This window comes from Streptococcus sp. NLN76 (genome assembly GCF_015686645.1).
In the GTDB taxonomy this organism is placed as follows: Bacteria; Bacillota; Bacilli; order Lactobacillales; family Streptococcaceae; genus Streptococcus.
Window position 1 is genome coordinate 1 of record NZ_JADPMS010000023.1, and the last position, 17,432, is coordinate 17,432.

The 17,432-nt window shown below is 44.3% G+C and carries 15 protein-coding genes and 1 pseudogene; 13 read left to right on the forward strand and 3 right to left on the reverse strand.

The genetic code is table 11. The features are described from left to right. The first annotated feature begins 341 nt into the window (after nt 1–341). Nucleotides 342–698, forward strand: coding sequence for a hypothetical protein (locus I1A59_RS05630; protein ID WP_196091818.1), 357 nt, complete (start codon nt 342–344; stop codon nt 696–698). Nucleotides 699–724: 26 nt separating this feature from the next. Here I1A59_RS05630 and I1A59_RS05635 read toward each other — a convergent pair whose 3' ends face one another. The 3 genes from I1A59_RS05635 to I1A59_RS05645 all read right to left on the reverse strand — a co-directional run bounded on the left by I1A59_RS05635 (nt 725) and on the right by I1A59_RS05645 (nt 2,790). Further along, the gene (locus tag I1A59_RS05635) at nt 725–1,417 is read right to left on the reverse strand and encodes a DUF4956 domain-containing protein (protein WP_196091819.1); all 693 of its coding nucleotides are present in this window, start codon (nt 1,415–1,417) and stop codon (nt 725–727) included. Then, a complete protein-coding gene (locus tag I1A59_RS05640; RefSeq protein ID WP_196091820.1) occupies nt 1,398–2,159 on the reverse strand; it encodes a polyphosphate polymerase domain-containing protein in 762 nt (253 codons plus the stop codon). Before I1A59_RS05640 ends, I1A59_RS05635 begins: the two co-directional genes overlap by 20 nt. A 70-nt stretch (nt 2,160–2,229) precedes the next feature. Continuing rightward, entirely contained in the window at nt 2,230–2,790 is a 561-nt protein-coding gene (locus tag I1A59_RS05645) for an ATP-binding cassette domain-containing protein (protein ID WP_196091841.1), read from the reverse strand. Between I1A59_RS05645 and I1A59_RS09620 the strand changes: the two are divergent. The 12 genes and pseudogenes from I1A59_RS09620 to secY2 all read left to right on the forward strand — a co-directional run. After that, nucleotides 2,752–3,206, forward strand: a pseudogene (locus I1A59_RS09620) (transposase); the annotation flags it as partial. The gene I1A59_RS05645 and the pseudogene I1A59_RS09620 overlap by 39 nt on opposite strands. An 855-nt stretch (nt 3,207–4,061) precedes the next feature. Then, nucleotides 4,062–5,279 carry a LysM domain-containing protein gene (locus I1A59_RS05655; protein ID WP_196091822.1) on the forward strand — a complete coding sequence of 406 codons (1,218 nt, stop codon included), beginning with the start codon at nt 4,062–4,064 and terminating at the stop codon, nt 5,277–5,279. A gap of 50 nt (nt 5,280–5,329) precedes the next feature. After that, on the forward strand, nt 5,330–6,412 hold the full coding sequence (locus tag I1A59_RS05660) for a DNA alkylation repair protein (protein ID WP_196091823.1): 1,083 nt from the start codon (nt 5,330–5,332) through the stop codon (nt 6,410–6,412). Between the two features lie 86 nt (nt 6,413–6,498). Next, the gene (locus I1A59_RS05665) at nt 6,499–7,860 is read left to right on the forward strand and encodes a M20/M25/M40 family metallo-hydrolase (protein ID WP_196091824.1); all 1,362 of its coding nucleotides are present in this window, start codon (nt 6,499–6,501) and stop codon (nt 7,858–7,860) included. A gap of 37 nt (nt 7,861–7,897) precedes the next feature. Then, nucleotides 7,898–8,326: a GNAT family N-acetyltransferase gene (locus I1A59_RS05670; RefSeq protein ID WP_196091825.1), complete on the forward strand. Its 429-nt coding sequence runs from the start codon at nt 7,898–7,900 to the stop codon at nt 8,324–8,326. A 342-nt stretch (nt 8,327–8,668) separates the two neighbouring features. Beyond that, nucleotides 8,669–9,706, forward strand: coding sequence for an alcohol dehydrogenase catalytic domain-containing protein (locus I1A59_RS05675; RefSeq protein WP_196091826.1), 1,038 nt, complete (start codon nt 8,669–8,671; stop codon nt 9,704–9,706). A gap of 431 nt (nt 9,707–10,137) precedes the next feature. Continuing rightward, nucleotides 10,138–10,488 (forward strand): thioredoxin family protein, encoded by a 351-nt coding sequence (locus I1A59_RS05680; RefSeq protein WP_196091827.1) that lies wholly within the window; start codon nt 10,138–10,140, stop codon nt 10,486–10,488. Nucleotides 10,489–10,497: 9 nt separating this feature from the next. Next, entirely contained in the window at nt 10,498–11,373 is an 876-nt protein-coding gene (locus tag I1A59_RS05685; RefSeq protein ID WP_196091828.1) for a glycosyltransferase family 2 protein, read from the forward strand. Continuing rightward, entirely contained in the window at nt 11,370–12,371 is a 1,002-nt protein-coding gene (locus I1A59_RS05690; protein ID WP_196091829.1) for a sugar transferase, read from the forward strand. The genes I1A59_RS05685 and I1A59_RS05690 overlap by 4 nt, the downstream gene beginning before the upstream one ends. Next, on the forward strand, nt 12,371–14,125 hold the full coding sequence (locus I1A59_RS05695; RefSeq protein ID WP_196091830.1) for an SP_1767 family glycosyltransferase: 1,755 nt from the start codon (nt 12,371–12,373) through the stop codon (nt 14,123–14,125). Before I1A59_RS05690 ends, I1A59_RS05695 begins: the two co-directional genes overlap by 1 nt. Further along, a complete protein-coding gene (locus tag I1A59_RS05700; protein WP_196091831.1) occupies nt 14,126–15,001 on the forward strand; it encodes a glycosyltransferase family 2 protein in 876 nt (291 codons plus the stop codon). Nucleotides 15,002–15,933: 932 nt separating this feature from the next. Next, complete coding sequence (gene secY2, locus I1A59_RS05705) at nt 15,934–17,202, forward strand: accessory Sec system protein translocase subunit SecY2 (RefSeq protein ID WP_196091832.1); 1,269 nt, start codon at nt 15,934–15,936, stop codon at nt 17,200–17,202. Nucleotides 17,203–17,432 lie beyond the last annotated feature (230 nt).

A 17,432-nucleotide genomic window follows, 5' to 3' on the forward strand; every position in this document is an offset into this window, starting at 1 on the left:
CACGCATACGCTCAAGGCCTTGACACAAAATCCCCTTCTCTTTGCTTCACAACTAGGCTCAGCAGGCATCAATCTGCCAAATAAATTGTCCTATTTTTAGAAAAATGGTTGACAAATGGTAGAAAAATCTTGAGGAAGATTTTGAGCTTGCTGATAAAACTTTTGAAGAAAGTTTCAATGAAGTACGGCAAGACGAGCTAACACAGTAATAAAAGATAAACTAAAAGAGTATATAAGCGTCTAAATCCTTGGAATCTCACTAGTATTTTGATATAGTTAATCTATAGAAAAAATATATTTTAAATAGCAAAATTGCAAATAGAAACAAGGAGGTGACTGGAATGCGCTTAGAAAATTTAACAGGCCATCCCATTCACTTATGGAATGGATCCATAGATGAATATGTTTATACCCTAGAGGAAAGTGAGGTGTTTGCTCCCTTAAGATGTGGTACTTATCGCAATACGATTGGTGAATATAATGGTGTTGAAATTATAAAAATGGAGTATCATCTAAATGTTCCGCTTAGCTTGCTGAAAAAAATAAAGGAATCCTGTGATGGAATTGTCGTCAGTCGCATCGTTGCAGAGCAACTGGCGGAATTTGGCTATAATGGTGACATCTATATGATAGGCAATAAAAAACGAAATGAAGATGGTCGTGTCATTGGCTGTTATGGATTAGCGAAATATAATTAAAGAGCTTGGGCCTGGCCCAAGCTCTTTTAGAGTGTCTTTCGTTTTTGTGCAGTTTTGGTGATGGTTACTTCAACGGCTGGGTCTAAGGCCGATAGGGTATCCATGATTTCCTTGTCCTGGATATTGTCGTCGAATTCCACATCGTATTCGAGAATGATTCGCTCTCCCTTTTTTTGAGATTTTAGGGAAATTAATTGACTAGAGCTGTGATGCTGGGGGAAGTTTTTTTCAAAAAGGTCCCTATAATCGTAGCTACGGGGGAGGGTAATTTGCAGGAATCGTTTACTCCGACTAACCTTGGTAAAAGCTGAGTTCTCCAAAGCAAAGAGGACTGCGCAGATTAAAATCGTAAAACAGAGAGCTAGGAGTAGGTAGCCCATTCCAGTTGCTAGCCCAATTGCAGTTGCCGTAAAAATAAGGAGGAGCTCTTTGGAGCTTGCAGCAGCAGAACGGAAGCGTATCAGGCTAAAGGTACCGGCAACCGCAACCCCAGCTCCTAGATTTCCATTGACCATGAAAATAATCATAGCAATCAAAGTTGGGAGTAAGGTCAGGGTCATTACAAATTCCTTGGTGTAGAAGGTACGGTACTTGTAGGCTGCGGCTAAGATGATTCCAAGGATTAGACTGACCAATAGACTGGAGCTAAGGGAGAAGATATCGACATTTACAACTCCGGTTGAGGAAGTAAAGACGCTATTAAATAGTGTTTCTTGCAAGACTGATTTCCTCCTTCGTTAGATTGTTAGCCAGACGATAAGCGGTTCCGTATTTGGAAAAGGATTCCTGTACAATTCCGTATTTTTCCAAGCATTGAAGCAACCATTCTGGGCATTCACCGGGAACCTTCACTTCCATGATGGCCTTTGAAGGGTCTAGCAAATCGTTTCCGAATTTACCAGCGGATAGGGAAATGTCCCAATCTCGGTAAAGGAGATTTTGGTCAATGGTGATGCGGATGTCCGCTCCGTTTTTGCCACGGAAAGACATGCGGTCATAGTAGATGTACATTTTGGGCTGGATGTGACCGTGGCGTTTGCGGATGGTTGTTAAATCGGACTGGACTTGATCGTCAATGAGTGAATCTTGGAAGCCGTCAATCAGGGACATCCCTGTAGTCACATAGCTTGTAATGGCATTGGCGTTGGATGTCAGACGATTTTTGTAGCCGACGCTATCGATTTTCTTTTTGACCTCTAGAAAAGCTTTACTGCTAGCCTTGGGTTCTAAGTCGTACAGACGCATGCGAACTTTTTCACGCGCATTTTTTTTGGCGATGGAATCTTGGATCAGGTCAAAGTTTTCAGTATCAAAGTAAATGTTGGTGATGGTAGAAGTTGCGTAGGCGTCCGCTTCGATGTAATCCCCTAAGTCTTCCAGCAACTGTGGTAGCACCTCTTTCTCAATAATGTATTTGGTTTCAATCCTTTTGAATTGCTTCTGAATAATCTTGGTTCCCATGGATATTCCCTTTCAATTTTTTTCTGAAAATAGAATAACCAGTCAGACTTAAAGCAAACTGAAGGAAAGGTTAAAGAAAGCTAAAAGGAATTTCTTCGAGCCCTTGAGGGGTCACTTGATAGAGCTTGTCGCAAACTTGAGAGAGGAATCGGCGGTTGTGGGAGACGCAAATCAGTCCTCCGGGATATTGTTGAAAGAGCTGGCGAACTTCCGGTTGAGAGGTTGGGGAGAAGTTCCGGCTGGATTCGTCAAGGATGAGGAAATTTGTTTCCTCTAAGACCATCTTAGCTAGCAAGGCCTTGGCCTGTTGACCGCCTGATAAATGTTTGATGGCTTGATGCACTTCATCACGACTAAACTGGAGATTGGCAAGGTAGGTCTGGGCCTGTCCTGCTTGCTGAATTTGGAGGAATTCAAGCGGGCTGCTTTCCGGATCAAGGAAGCGACTATAATCTTGAGGCATATAGCCTAAAAGCAGATCCGATTGCTTTTGCAGTTTATGGTAGATTTGGCTTAGCAAGGTACTTTTGCCAACCCCGTTAGCACCGATTAAGCCAATCTTTTCTTGACCTCGAATCTGTAAGTTGATACTGGGGAACTCTTCTATGAAGTTACTTCTCTTGTGACCAATCTAGCTGGTGGTGCTAGCGAAGAATGTTTTCAACTTTACCGAAAACGAGGACAGTCTGAAAAATTCATAATAGAGATGAAGTCTGGATTTTTTGGGGATAAGACAGATAGTTCAACTCTAATCAAGAATGAAGTTCGTATGATGATTTCTTGATTGGCCTATAATCTTTCCTTATTTATGAAGCATTTAGCTAGTGGGTCTGTGAAGAATTTGACGATGAAACGTTTTCGGAAACTGTTTGTGAATATAGCTGGAAATGCGTCAAAAGTGCTAGAAAACAAATTCTAAAACTGTCTAATCTCTATTCTCTGAAGGATGAGTTTCAGGCTCTCTTTGAGCGAATTTCCAGACTAGATTTCTCACTCCCCGTTCTCTATGCAGTAAGGGATACCAGTCCCCCTTTGTTAGGAAATTAGGATACCGAATCAAATAGAATACATTTTTAAAAATCGAGAGTCGCACCAAGGGCGGAGTCTACCCTTTTTTAGGGTGGTAAGGCAGCAGACCCATCTTTATTTATAGAAAAGCTTGATCGTTCATAAAAATCATCAGAATTGCAGTTGTTTATTGCTTGTTTCTGATGATTTTTTTGATAGTTACGCAAAGATATTCAGGGTATGAATAATTCGGGAACCATTTCCTTCCTCGCCGATAATGGCCATTTTGTCACCGGCTTCAAGGCTAAAGGTGAGATTGGATACAGGTGTCAGAAGATTTTTTTGTTTGGGTTAGGGTTAATTCCTGAACTTGAAGTAGCAGAGGGTCCTCCTTCGTTTGAAAAAAGCACACTACCTTATCTAGTAGTGTGCAGTGTCCATGTCAAAAAGACCACTATTGAATAGGGGATTGGACAGATAGAACAAGTAAACTACTAAATAAGATAAGATTTAGTGACATTTACTTGTTCATATCCATGGGCAATCACCTCGCTTGTTTTCTTGACTCAAAGGATATCATAGGGAAGTGGGGAAGTCAAGAGGGTGTTGGAAAAAAGATTTGATTGACAGAGGGTGTTGGAAAAAAGATTTGGATCTAGATCTATTCATTCTAGGATAAAGTTATTTTGATTCAAAAATGGTGATAGAAGTGAAGGTAGGTTGTTGTTTATAGATAGATCACGAATCAAGTAGTACTAGTTTGTAGAAATGTTTCCTGTATTACAAAAAGTTACAGGAGCAACACAGTTCTTTTAAGAAGGGATTTTCGGTCTTTTTTTAATAGAAAATTATGATAAGATAGAATCATCAAGTAAGAAAGAGAATACATTTAACATGAAATTAAACAAAAAAATTATGTTGGCATCCAGCTTGCTTCTTTCAGTATTTGCTGGAAATAACGATGCTCAGGCAACGGAGCAAGATGGAAACTGGACACCTCGTACAACTGAACAAATTCGTGATAACCTCGTTCGTGAAAACGATACCTTGGCTTACACTGTTCAATATGGAGATACACTTGGACAAATTGCTGAAGCAATGGGTGTTGACATGGCCGTCTTGGCTCGTTTGAACCAAATCGAAAATGTCAATGTCATCCAACCAGGTATGTTGCTTCGCGTAACCATTGATGCCAACAATCAACCGTTGACATTTGAAGTTATCAATCCTCAAGTGGAAGGCCCAGCATCTCATGTTGCGAGCGTGGACTTGACTTCACAAGAAATCTATACCCAAGATCAAGTCATCCCAATGTCCCAAACAACAGCCACAATCGTTGAAGAAGACAAGGGACCGACTTATATGGCAGTACAACCTCCTGCAGCTAATCCAGCTGTAGAAGCAGCTAGTGCTCCTGCAGCTCCGCAATTGGTTGCTACTAGTACTGTAGCTCAAGAGGCTGGACAAGAAGTATCACAGGCTGCACTTGAAACACCAGCTCAACCAGCTGCAGAAGCTCCAGTAGCTCCAGCTCCTGAAGTAGCTGCTCCAACTCAACCAGCTGAGCAAGCGCAAACTCCTGCACCTGCGCAACCTGCAGCTCCAGCTACTGAAGAACTCTTGGCTGATGAGCTTCATGATCACGATCATGACCATGCTGAAGAAGCTCCTCAACCAGCTGAGCAACCTGCAACACCTGCTCCAGCTCCAGTTGAAGAGCCAGCAGCTCCGGCCCCTGCACAAACAGCTCAAACTTCTACACCGGTTGACACTTCAGGTCTTCAACCAGTTGCAGCTAACTTCATGCAGGATATTGCGAATCAATTTGGAATCACTGATTATTCTAAATACCGTGCAGGTGACCAAGATCACGGGCTTGGACTCGCGGTAGATGCAATGGTCTACAATGATACCGCTCTTGGTAACCAGGTTGCCCAATATGCTGTAGATAACATCAACAATGCCAATATTTCTTACATCATTTGGCAACAACGTTTCTATGCACCAGTGAATAATATCTATGGTCCAGCCAACACTTGGAACTTGATGCCAGACCGTGGTGGTGTAACAGCTAACCACTATGATCACGTACATATTTCCTTCAACGGTTAAGATAAGGAATAATGCAGCCAGCCTAAGCTGGCTGCTTTTTTGGAGGTTTCATGGCTAATTTAAAGGATATTTATTCGGAAGAAAAGTTGCAAGAGATTGTGACTGTGTTTGCTTCGGTAGAGTCTACATTTCCGAAAGCCGAGTTTCTGGCTGCTGTTGGTAAAGAAGGCTGGGACTCTTTGAGTTTACGTCAGCGTCATGAGCGGTTGGCGCGTGCTCTGGTAGATAGCTTAAATCGCCCTTTTGAAGCAGTGGCGCCTTTTCTTCAAGAGGTGGGAGCTCGCGTTCAAGGTTTCTCATGGTTGTTTTTACCAGATGTGGTGGCTTTATATGGATTAGAGAATGTTCAAGATTCGATGGAGACGCTTGCGATTTTAACCGAGTCTTCCTCGGCGGAGTTTGCTATTCGACCATTTCTAGCTCAGAATTTTCCCCAGACTTTTGAGCAAATGAAGTCTTGGTCAGTGTCTGAGAATGAGCACCATCGGCGCTTGGCTAGTGAGGGTTTACGGCCTAATCTTCCTTGGGGGAAGAAGATTCCCGGATTGGAGGTGCATCGGTTGAAGATTTGGGAGCTTTTGGAGGAATTAAAAGGGGACGGTTCCCTCTATGTTCGAAAGTCTGTGGCTAATCACTTGAATGATTGGACCCGGACCCATCCAGAAGAGGTGCTGGATTTACTGGAGTCCTGGCAGGGGACGGGGCCTGAGACAGATTGGATCATTAAGCGGGCTGCGAGGAATCTACTCAAGGCCGGGCAGCACCGGGCACTGGCTCTTTTTGGCTACAGGAGTCGCGAGGATGTGGAACAGGTCTTTTGGTCTTTTCCTCAAAAAATAAAAAAGGGCGATCGGATGGTAGTGGATTATAAGGTCAGGGTGGGGCAGGCAGGGCCCCTCCGCTTGGAGTTGCAGATTGACTTTGTCAAAGCGACTGGGAAGCAGTCGACTAAAATCTTTATGCTCAGAGATCGAGAGGCGGCAGAAATCGAAGGTCAGTGGCGCTACGACTGGCTGGATAAGACCACGCGACGGCATGCGAATGGGCCCCACGAACTGTGTCTTCTCTTAAATGGACAAATTCTAGCAGAGGGCGTTCTTGAGGTCACTGGTTTTGGTGATAAGGAATTGTGATGGTCGTCTTCAAGGATGGCGATTGGTCAAAATAGGGGGTCTGTGGTAGGATGGTACTATTGAAATCATGAAAGTGAGAGATAACAATGGATAAAATTGAAATTTTTGAGAACGATACCATTATTCAAGAGTATTTTGAAAAGCTGAAAGTTTTGGTTTCCAAAAAATCGATTTTTGCCCAACAAATTGGTCTGTTGGAGGTCGCCACACTTCTTCGGGACTATTTTCATGAGGCGGGAGCCGACGAGGTTGTGCTGGATTCTTCCTATGCGGCTCCCTTTGTCATGGCTCAATTTTTGTCGAATCGACCAGATGCTAAGACCTTGATTTTTTACAATCATTACGATACGGTCCCTGCGGACGGGGATCAGATCTGGACCGGGCAGCCGTTTGAGGTCAGCGTGCGCGATGGTTACCTGTATGGTCGGGGGGTCGATGATGATAAGGGCCATATTACAGCCCGCCTATCGGCCCTCAAAAAGTACCAGGCCGAGTCTGGTGGGGACCTTCCTGTCAATGTCATTTTTATTGTGGAAGGTGCAGAGGAATCCGCTTCTGTCGATTTGAATTTGTATTTAAAAAAATACCAAGAGCAGTTAGTAGGGGCAGATTTGCTGGTCTGGGAGCAAGGGCATCGAAACAGCAAGCACCAGTTGGAGATAGCGGGTGGTAATAAAGGAATTGTGACCTTTGATTTGTATGTATCCTCGGCTGCCCTGGACATCCACTCTTCTTTCGGTGGGGTGATTGATTCGGCGTCTTGGTATCTCATTTCAGCTCTAAATTCTATGAGGGCAGTGGATGGTCGGATTCTGGTCGAGGGAATTTACGATCAGGTGCAAGAACCTAACGAACGAGAGCTAGCTTTGGTGGAATCCCATGCTTTGGCGAGTCCAGAATCCTTTAAGGAAATCTATGGCTTGACCCTGCCATCTCTAGTGGAGGATCGCCGCGCATTCCTCAAACGTCTGTACTTTGAACCTTCCATTACCATTGAAGGACTATCCACAGGCTATTTGGGGCAAGGTGTGAAAACCATTATCCCAGCAGAGGCTCAAGCCAAGATGGAGGTCCGTCTGGTTCCAGGATTAGACCCTGATGATGTTTTGGAAAAGATTCGTCAACACTTGGCCAAACACGGATTTGAACAAGTCCAGGTGGCATTCACCTTGGGAGAGAAGAGTTACCGGAGTGACATGTCGGCTCCTTCCATTTTAAAAGTGATTGCCCTGGCAGAGCAGTTGACACCAGAGGGTGTGGCTGTGCTACCGACATCCCCGGGAACTGGGCCCATGCATACGGTCTTTGAGGCTCTGGGAGTCCCGATTGCAGGCTTTGGCCTAGGTCATGCCAATAGCCGCGACCATGCAGGAGACGAAAACGTCAGCATTGCAGATTATGTCAGTCACGTGGAGCTGGTACAGGCTTTAATCGCTAGTTATGAATAAGACCATGGCGGCCGTTGGCCGCCTTTTTGGAGGAAAGATGATACGAGAAGCAAGTGCCGAGGATTTGGATAAGATTTTAGCCATTTGGCTGGCAACCAATTTGGAGGCTCACGAATTTGTGGAGGCGTCCTATTGGCAGAACCAGCTTTTACAGGTTGCCCAAGCCATGGATACGGCAGAGGTCTATGTGGCTGAGGATTTTGGTTTTATTCAGGGCTTTATTGGTCTCCAAGGTTCCTACATCGCAGGTCTTTTTGTTGCCCAGGAATTTCAGGGACAAGGGGTGGGGACTCAGCTCTTAACCTTCGCAAAGGAGAAACAGTCGCCTTTAACCCTCTCCATTTTTGAAAAAAATAAAAAAGCAATTGCCTTCTATGAAAAGCAGGGATTCCGAGTGGAGAAAAGGGAGATCGATGCTGCGACGGGGGAGGAACAATTCTGGATGACTTCTGAGGCCGCTCACTAAAGAGGGGTTGAGTCCTAGAGCATCAAATATACGCTTTTAGTTTAGCTTTTGTTCCTATGTTAGCTCGTCTTGCCGATAAAACTTTCTTCGAAAGTTTTATCGGCAAGCTGCCTTGTACTGAAAGAGTATACAAGGAACAAACTGGTTTCTCACACTTTGTTTGTATGGAGTGATGAGCTGAAGGATGTCTAGGAATCCGCTGCTTTTGAGGTCGGTGTTTTTAAGTGGCGAGCTGTTTGAAAAATACAAGGGGCAATACCAGTATTTAGAACAGTAGTCATTTTTTTAGAAAGACACAGATGGAAAAAGTGGTATAATAGGTTGCATTGGAGGTAAAGTTAGATGAAAACAGCAGTTTATCAAAAACCTGGACAGGTTGGCCTTGTTGAGGTCGACCGTCCTCAGATTCAAGATAGTCAAGATGCAATCATTCGGATTGTTCGGACTTGCGTCTGTGGTTCAGACCTCTGGCGTTATCGCGATGAAAATATGGAGTCTGGAGCTATGAATTCTGGTCATGAGGCAATTGGGATTGTGGAAGAAGTTGGTTCCGACATTACAACAGTCAAACCAGGTGACTTTGTCATTGCTCCCTTTACTCATGGTTGTGGAGAATGTGATGCTTGTCGGGCAGGTTTTGATGGAACCTGTGATAACCACATCGGCAATAACTGGTCTGGTGGAGTTCAAGCGGAATACATACGTTTCCACTTTGCCAACTGGGCCTTGATTAAAATTCCAGGTCAGCCATCGGATTACTCTGAAGGAATGCTGAAGTCCTTGTTGAGTTTGGCGGACGTCATGCCGACAGGATACCATGCGGCGCGTGTGGCAGATGTGAAGCCTGGTGATAAGGTTGTTGTTATTGGTGATGGAGCTGTTGGGCAGTGTGCGGTTATTGCAGCGAAGATGCGGGGAGCTTCCCAAATTATCATGATGAGCCGACATGCGGATCGCCAAGCCTTAGCTCTTGAGTTTGGAGCGACTGCTGTCGTAGCCGAACGTGGGCAAGAAGGAATTGCTAAAGTCCGTGAAATTCTTGGTGGCGGAGCGGATGCTGCGTTGGAGTGTGTGGGGACAGAGGCTTCTATTGATCAAGCCTTGGGAGTGCTTCACAATGGTGGTCGTATCGGTTTTGTCGGTGTGCCGCATTATAATAACCATGCTTTGGGATCAACCTTTGCGCAGAATATCACCATCGGTGGTGGTTCCGCATCGGTTACTACTTATGATAAACAAGTTCTTTTGAAAGCTGTCTTGGATGGTGACATTAATCCTGGTAAAGTCTTTACAACTTCCTATGCCTTGGAAGAGATTGATCAGGCTTACCAAGACATGGATCAACGGAAGTCTATCAAATCCATGTTGATCCTCGATTAATCTTACCTTTTGCCAGGTCAATCTGGACTATGAAAGCTCGTAGGAAACACAGGGGAGGACCTCTGTGTTTTTTCTTAGAAGAGAGTGCCTGCCTTGAATTTTAGAGGTTCATCCATTAAAATAGAACAAAAGAAGTCGTACTCGAAATGATTCGAAATTGAAGAAGTGACCCATTGTAAGCAAAACAAAGGGCTTGTTGAAGCGAGAAAAAGCTTTCAGATTTTGAATAGTATTGAGTATGAGAGTTATAGTCTTTTAGTTTGCTTTTAGTACAAGGTAGCGAGGCGCAGGCAGTACTAAAGTACGGCAAGACGAGCTAACACAGTAATAAAAGATAAACTAAAAGAGTATATTAGACCTTCTCAGGTTCCTGTAAAGGAGTATTTCTGAGTAGAGGTTTAGAGTTAGCGTTTAGTTATAAAGGAGATACCATGGATTTTTATCAAGTAATTGCACCTTTTGAATTGGTGCTCACAAAGGATGTTGAGGAGCGGATCGAATCGGGCGAAGAGCTGGTTCTTTTTGTTGGTCGGGCTACGTGTCCTTACTCTCGGTTATTTGCGCCCAAGTTGGCTCAGGTTCAAGCGGAGTTAGGCTTAGAAGTGGCTTTTTTGGATAGCGAGAATCCGGAAGATTTGGGAGCCCTTCAAGTCTTTCGCGCTCAGTATCAGATTGTTACTGTGCCTGGTCTCCTCGTAGCCAAGGACAAGCAGGTTCGGGTGGTCTGTGATTCATCCTTGTCACCAGAAGAAATTAAGGCTTTTATTGCCCAGGGAAAGTGAGAGAAGTCGATGCGAACTGTTAGTGTGTTGATACCGGTTTATAACGCTGAACAGTATCTTCGGGAGTGTGTCGACAGTGTCTTGAACCAATCGTATCAAGATTTGGAAATCATTCTGATTAATGACGGGTCTACCGATTCATCTGGTCTGCTGATTGAGCAGTTGAAGTTGCAGGATTCCCGTGTTAAGGTTTTCCATAAATCTCACAAGGAAGGGATCGGGGCTGCGCGAAACACAGCCTTGGATATGGCAAGAGGGGACTATGTCGTCTTTATCGATGCCGATGATTGGATGGATCCCAATCACATCGAAGATTTGGTAGAACTCTTAGAGCGGACGGGAGCCGACATCTCCATCGCCAATTTTACGCGATTCTACATGGACGATCAGCGTTACGAAATCCACATTACGGATGCGGATTACTATGAGATGGAATTGACACCAGAGGAATGGTTTCGCTACCAGTATGGCCAACCCCACAATTTGAGCCTTTGTTTCACAGTGCCTTGGGGCAAGCTTTACAAGCGCTCCTTGTTTGAGACTGTCACTTATTATACAGGTGGTTTTGGTGAGGACGATCGGACAACATGGAAACTTTACCTCATGAGTGACAAAATTGCCTACATGCACCGTTCTAGTCTCATCTACCGTGTCAATGCGACCAGCATGACCCAGATGAGTGAGCGTGTAGAGGTCTTTTCCGAAGAACCGGTCTTGGAGCGACTTGCCCTTTTATCCATTCTGGGTTTCGACCTGTCGCAGGAGATAGCCGCTTTTAAATGGCGGGCGCAACTCAATCGTGACGATAGGATTCGTTCCGGTCAGATGCAGGCCTATAAGAATTTAGAGTTTACATTAAAACTATTGGAAAAATACAATAAATGAGAGTTTATATTACAAACCTGAATGGGCAAGCGGCGCAAAGTACGGCCCAGATTGCCCAAAATATGGTAACGGACATTGCCACGAGCTTGGGTTATCGAGAGCTAGGGATTTATGCCTACAATATGCATGCCGATACTGAGGTGGAATTGTCCAAGCGTTTGGATGGAATTGTGGCAGGTCTTCGGCACGGGGATGTGGTCATCTTTCAAACGCCAACGTGGAATACGACGGATTTTGATGTACGCTTGATGAATAAACTCAAGGCCTATCACATTAAAATTGTGATCTTTATTCATGATGTGGTCCCGCTGATGTTTGCGGGAAATTACTATCTTATGGACCGAACAATTGAGTATTACAACAAGGCGGATGTTATTGTAGCGCCAAGTCAGAGGATGTTGACGGTTCTGCGAGAAGTAGGGCTTACGGTGGAAAAAACGTTGGTTCAGGGAATGTGGGATCACCCGACCGATGTCCCTCAGGCGGAAGCTTCTTTTAAGAAGGAAATACATTTTCCGGGATCACCGGACCGTTTTAGTTTTGTTAAGGACTGGTCCTATGAGCTGCCTTTACATCTCTACACATGGAAACAGGTGGACCTGCCGCCTACGGTCAACCATCGTGGCTATCTGCCAGATACTCGTCTTTTGATGGAATTATCAGAGGGGGGCTTCGGCCTGGTTTGGATGGATGACCATGATAAAGAGTATCAAACTCTATACTGCCCTTATAAATTGGGGACCTTTTTAGCAGCAGGAATTCCAGTTATTGTGCAAAAGGGGATTGCCAATCAGGAAATAATTGAGGCGAACGGTCTTGGTTTTGTGGTTGAGTCCATGGATGAGGCTGTGGCCAAGATTGAGGCTATGAATGAGGCAGAGTATCAAACCATGGTGGAGCGGGTACGAAGCTTTAATCCTCTACTCCGTCAAGGTTACTTCAGTCGTCGCCTCTTGACCGAGTCGGTTTTCCAAGCTCTAAACAAAGGAGGTCTCTAATGGTCGCACTGCAAGATATTCGTGTTCGTCCCATTTTGGAGAGCCTGGAGTTTATTCAAGCGCACAATCCCTCTGTCGCTCGTTTTGGAGATGGGGAAGTGGATTTAATGACAGGTTCCAGTATTCCTTATCAGGAGTATGATCCGGATTTGGCACAGGCCCTGCTGGAGATTCTCGAGACGCCCTCAGGACCGGACTTGTTGGTCTGTTTGCCGGATGTCTTCGACAACAGAGAGCGTTACAATCAGAACGCGGTTCACTTCTGGAAGCAACATTTTAATCGCTACCAGGCATTTTATGAGGAGCATTGCCAATCTCCCTGGTATGGATCGACCTTTATCTCCCGTCCTTATATTGATTTGTTGGATAAAGGCCAAGCGGCTGCCTCCTTTGCAGCCTTAAAGGACCTTTGGAAAGGACGAGACTTGTTAATCGTGGAAGGGGAAATGTCCCGTTCCGGAGCCGGTAACGATCTCTTTGCAGGTGCTGCTTCCCTACAGCGGATTATCTGCCCCTCCCGTCATGCCTTTCGTCACTATGAGTCGATTCTTGAGACAATCCTGGCTCATGCGGAAAATCGCTTGATTTTGTTGATGCTGGGACCAACCGCAAAAGTGTTGGCCCGCGATCTTCAAGAGCGAGGGCACCAGGCTATTGATTTGGGCCATATTGACTCAGAATATGAATGGTTTCAAATGGGGGTCCAGCACAAGGTCAAGCTAGGGCATAAACACACAGCAGAATTTAATTATGATGAGGGGATTGAACTAGAAGAAGATGGTGTCTATGCTAGCCAAGTTGTGGCTCGCATCGGATTAGAGAGGAAGAAAGAAGGGCTTATGCAAGAACAAACGGTTGAGAAAGATACACAGGAAGGGTTGATTTCCATCATCATTCCAGTCTATAATGTATCTTCTTATCTCCGCCGCTGTATGGATTCGATTTTGAAACAGACCTATCGTCATTTCGAAGTAATCTTGGTCAATGACGGGTCTACAGATGGCAGTGCTCTTATCTGCCAGGATTATGTGACTCAGGATTCACGGGTGCGCTTGATTCACCAAGAAAACCAGGGGCCTTCGGCTGCTAGGAATCGAGGACTTCAGGTGGCTCAGGGAGAATACGTGACCTTTATCGATTCTGACGATTTTGTCGAGGACACTTATTTGGAACTCTTATACCGGTCCTTGGTTAAAAATGACGCAGATATTTCGATCTGTAACTTTACGTCCTTTAATGAAGAACGCCAGGCTTTTCTTTTTTCCATTACATCGGAAATGTATTTTGAAGAAGCCTATACCGTTCAGGAATGGTTGCGCAAGGAGAGTAGTGGGGCCAATAATTTGCACCTGGTCTTCACTTTCTCACCCATGAAGTTGTTTAAGCGGAGTCTTTGGGATGGTTTGCAGTATCCAGTTGGCCGTTTGCGAGAGGACGATGCGACCATTTACAAGGTTTATCTCAAGGCGCAACGGATTAGCTTTATCAACCAGCCTCTTTATTATTACTCTCAGAGTCCAGCCGGATTGTCGCGTAATGGGATGCAGGAGGATATTACCAGTATGATTTCGATTGCGGAAGAACGGTTGGCATTGTTGGTCGCACTAGGCTATGATGTGACGGAGCATCTGGATTCTTATGTGAAACGCTTGGAAAAATGCCAGGCGGATGCGCTCTATTCTGGGCAGGTCGAGCTCTTTCAGCAAATTTCCAATAAGTTAGATTTGATCCGTCATCATCGAAAGGAGGGCTAGATGGAAAAGGTAACGGTTATTGTTCCAGTTTTTAATGCAGGACCCTATTTGGTCCCGTGTTTGGACAGTATCGTCCATCAAACCTATAGCAACTTAGAAATCCTGCTCATCAATGATGGCTCAACCGATGGATCAGCCCTAGTCTGTGAGCAATATCGGGCCAAGGATGATCGCGTGCGGGTCATCCACAAAAAACTCGGCGGTGGTGGTGTGGGGGCTGCCCGTAACACAGCCCTTCCTTTAATGACAGGGAGCTATGTTCTCTTTGTGGATAATGATGACTGGTTGGAAGAAACCCATATCGAGTTTCTTTATCGAGCGCTTAAAGAGGCGGATGCGGATATCTCCATCGCTAATTTTACCGAGTTTGATGACAGTCAAAGTGCTTTTCGCTTCCACCTACAGGCAGAGGATTACTTCCGTGAGACCTATACTCCAGCTGAATGGTTCCGCTACCAATACGATGGACGCTTTGGTTTTAGTCAAAGCTTTACGGTTCCGTGGTCCAAACTTTATAAAGCGGAGTTGTTTGAAGATATTTCCTATCCTGAAAATGAAAAAGTGGAAGATGATTACACGACCTGGCAGTTGTACTTGTTGGCAGAAAAGATTGTCTACAGTCATGCGGCCATTTATTATCATCGCAAGCGGTCGAGCTCTGTCACCAGAACGGTGGATGCCGTTCACGTTTTCCCCTTGAAAAGCATTCAGGAGCGCGTGACCATTCTTTCCATGATTGGGTTTGATATTCAGGAGGAATTGAGGGCCTACCGATGGCGTCTGCAACTGCATCGAGATGTGCTATTAGAAGCCGGTCATATGCAGGAATACAAGAAGTGTGTCAATCTATTAAAGATCCTTGAAAAATGGTCCTAATACTTAACCAATTTCAAAATTAGAATACTCGCGGAATGTCAAAAAATGACGAAGAAAGACGATGTAGAGAGTTCAACAGATCTGGGAGACCGTTTAAATATTTTTGCTAAGGAGAGTGAGACAGAACGATTTTACAAATAAAAACGTTCGTTACAAGTCTTTGTTTCAAGTTGTAAGCTGAAACGGTTTCTCCCCAAACCGACCTCGCTCTTTTATTGTTAGGCTCGGGTTCAAACAGTCTCTTCCCAGACTGTTTTCGCTTTCCATATTTAGGGCTCAAGTACTAACAGTCTCTTCCCAGACTGTTAGTACCCACCCCCGGTCTAAAGGCATGTTGAATGTCTTTAGAGTTTCTAAATGAAAGGAACGAAGTTCATGTCAATGTTGATTCGGTTATTTTCGGAGGTCAAAGAGTCAGGAATTGACTCTTTGAGTATCTGGATAAGAGAACATGAACGGTTCTCTCAATAAAGGCGAACGAAAGTACCAATCAACCACTGCGTCACATTGAATTCGCTAACTATAGTCTTTTAGTTTGCTTTTAGTACAAGGCAGCGAGTCGCAGACAGTACTGAAGTACGGCAAGACGAGCTAACACAGTAATAAAAGATAAACTAAAAGACTATAACTCCGATGAATCTCAAGTTCCATCACCGTTTTGCAGAAAGTCTAATGATTCGTCAGCGCTCGTTAATCACTGATGGGCACCTCTAAAAACTAAACTCTTAAAAATTCGAACATTGATTTATCAAGATTTCTACGACATGATTTGATGCAAAACCGGAGTTTTTCGAGGTGCCCTGATAAAGAACGTAAGGTAAGAGAGGCTGGGGCCTGTTCCCAGCCTCTTACTTATTTATCCCTAACTCTACAAATATCTTAGAGGGCATGATATACTCTTATCTAAAGGAAAATCAAGAACGGAATCTACCATGTTTAATATTAGAAAAAAATGGACGAGTAGTTTATTGCTTCGAAAAATTGGCTGGACCTTGGTGATTGTAATGGTCTATATAATTGGACGGTTTTTACCTGTTCCAACAGCTGCAGTGAATCAAAAATTGGTTCAGAATTTTGTCAATAGTAACCTCTTGAACAATTTAGCAACAGTGACAGGGGCTCGTATCAGCAGCATAACGCTATTTTCACTGGGACTGAGTCCTTGGATGACCACTGTTATTATCTGGCGTTTCTTCACGGTTTTCAATCTATTTAAAAATCAAACTCAAGTTCAAGTTTACCGCTATCGCATGATGTTGACTTTGGTGATTGCTGCGATTCAGGCTTTTGGTTTGACGGCATCCACCAACTTGATTGAGATGGATTTATTCGGTATTAGAGGTGAAGGGATTGCTCTCTTCTTTACCATGCTAATCCTGGCCTCAGGATCGGTGGTCCTGACATGGTTAGGGAATATGAATGCGTCTCGTGGTTTGGGCGGGATGACGATTATGATCTTGGTCAATATGATTTTATCCTTTATTGAAAATGGTGTTGGCTTCATTTCGGAGCAGTCTGGTTTTACGATGGATTTATTGGGGCAGATCGCCTTGTTTATAGTTGCCTATACCTTGCTAGTTCTACTGACAGTTATCCTCTATCGGGGAGAGTACCGGATTCCTATTAAGCGTGTGGGGATTCATACTTCCTATAACCAGAAGAGTTACTTGCCGATTCGGGTTACGCCTGCTGGAGCTATGCCTTTTATGTATGGGATGACTTTGATGATGTTACCTGCTTATCTTTTAAACGGTTTGCGGTATTTTTATCCTGAGAATGAGACCTTAAAAGAAGTAGCCTTTGGTTTAAGTTTGACTCAATTAAGTGGAGCGCTATTTTATATCACGCTTCTTTATGTCCTATCCATCGGATTTGCCTACTACAATTATGATTCCTATGATATTGCCAAAAATATGCGTAACAACGGGGATTATATTGAAGGAGTTCGACCAGGTAAGGACACAAAAGATTTTGTCCAGCGTAAAGTCAATAGTCTCGCTCAATTTGGGGCTTTAACGGTTATGCTCATCGTGGGCTTGCCACTGATTTTCTTGGTTGCTCAATGGGCTTCAGACGGTAGTGTTAGCATTGCCCTTTTGATAAATAATGCTTATATCGTATCCAGTCTTTTGCTAGGGGTGATCGAACAGGTCAACACGATTCAAGGTTGGAAGCAGTATAAAAATGTCATTTATACTTAACTCATTTCAAAAACAGAATACTCGCGGAATTTCAAAAAAAAATGAAGAGGACAGCTGATGATGATCGTTCAACAGGTCTGGGAGACCTATTGAACGTTGTCAATGAAGCGTGCAAGGCACGCAATCAAGAAGTTCATCAAAGAGGCTTGACAAAGTCATACTCGAAACAGTTCGAAATCTGAACAGGCAATCCGATGAAGGCAGAACTAGGGTTCGGCGAAGAGGATTAA

Bases quoted from the DNA above. Each gene is read 5' to 3' on its own strand.
- I1A59_RS05695 (WP_196091830.1), top strand. From the start codon at position 12,371: ATGGTCGCACTGCAAGATATTCGTGTTCGTCCCATTTTGGAGAGCCTG.
- I1A59_RS05660 (WP_196091823.1), top strand. From the start codon at position 5,330: ATGGCTAATTTAAAGGATATTTATTCGGAAGAAAAGTTGCAAGAGATT.
- I1A59_RS05675 (WP_196091826.1), top strand. From the start codon at position 8,669: ATGAAAACAGCAGTTTATCAAAAACCTGGACAGGTTGGCCTTGTTGAG.
- I1A59_RS05700 (WP_196091831.1), top strand. From the start codon at position 14,126: ATGGAAAAGGTAACGGTTATTGTTCCAGTTTTTAATGCAGGACCCTAT.
- I1A59_RS05690 (WP_196091829.1), top strand. From the start codon at position 11,370: ATGAGAGTTTATATTACAAACCTGAATGGGCAAGCGGCGCAAAGTACG.
- I1A59_RS05680 (WP_196091827.1), top strand. From the start codon at position 10,138: ATGGATTTTTATCAAGTAATTGCACCTTTTGAATTGGTGCTCACAAAG.
- I1A59_RS05640 (WP_196091820.1), bottom strand. From the start codon at position 2,159: ATGGGAACCAAGATTATTCAGAAGCAATTCAAAAGGATTGAAACCAAA.
- secY2 (WP_196091832.1), top strand. From the start codon at position 15,934: ATGTTTAATATTAGAAAAAAATGGACGAGTAGTTTATTGCTTCGAAAA.
- I1A59_RS05685 (WP_196091828.1), top strand. From the start codon at position 10,498: ATGCGAACTGTTAGTGTGTTGATACCGGTTTATAACGCTGAACAGTAT.
- I1A59_RS05665 (WP_196091824.1), top strand. From the start codon at position 6,499: ATGGATAAAATTGAAATTTTTGAGAACGATACCATTATTCAAGAGTAT.
- I1A59_RS05655 (WP_196091822.1), top strand. From the start codon at position 4,062: ATGAAATTAAACAAAAAAATTATGTTGGCATCCAGCTTGCTTCTTTCA.
- I1A59_RS05630 (WP_196091818.1), top strand. From the start codon at position 342: ATGCGCTTAGAAAATTTAACAGGCCATCCCATTCACTTATGGAATGGA.
- I1A59_RS05670 (WP_196091825.1), top strand. From the start codon at position 7,898: ATGATACGAGAAGCAAGTGCCGAGGATTTGGATAAGATTTTAGCCATT.